The organism is Halocola ammonii, from assembly GCF_049334165.1.
Classification (GTDB): domain Bacteria; phylum Bacteroidota; class Bacteroidia; order Flavobacteriales_D; family Sanyastnellaceae; genus JBEGHD01.
In genome coordinates this window covers 1-561 of record NZ_JBEGHD010000046.1, presented here as the reverse complement: position 1 = coordinate 561, position 561 = coordinate 1, and the positions used below count along the sequence as shown (strand labels likewise).

Annotated in this window: 1 protein-coding gene; it reads left to right on the top strand. The window is 48.1% G+C overall.

From position 1 onward, the window contains the following. The coding region (locus tag ABHV44_RS16185; protein ID WP_459075755.1) for an HYR domain-containing protein at positions 1-561 on the top strand (561 nt) is incomplete at both ends.

Genomic DNA, 561 nt, shown 5'->3' with positions numbered 1-561 from the left:
CGGAAACTCTGCTCAGACGAGTTTTGAGATCACTTTGATTGACGACATTGCCCCAACGATTACAACTCCGGCTGACCAAAACGAATCGACAGATGGTGGTTGCACTTTTGAGATTCCGGACTACACAACTCTGGTCACCACTTCAGATAACTGTGACACGGATGTGGAGGTCACTCAAAATCCAGTGCAGGGTGACATCGTCAGTGGTGAAAACTCAACTCACACAATCACCCTCACAGCAGAAGATGATGCCGGAAACACAACCAGCACCAGTTTTGAAATCACTTTGATTGACGACATTGACCCGGTCATCTCTGAAAATCCACTAGACCGAAACGAATCGCTGGATACGAATTGTGACTTTGTTATCCCTGACTACACCGCTGAGATTTCTCCGACAGACAATTGTGATTCGTCAGTGGAGGTGACTCAAACGCCAGCGGTTGGAGCGGTGTTCAGCGGCCACGGAACAACACAAACCATTACGCTCACAGCCGAAGATAACGCAGGAAACACTGCCTCGGTTGACTTTGAAATTACGTTGGTTGATGAAACCGATCC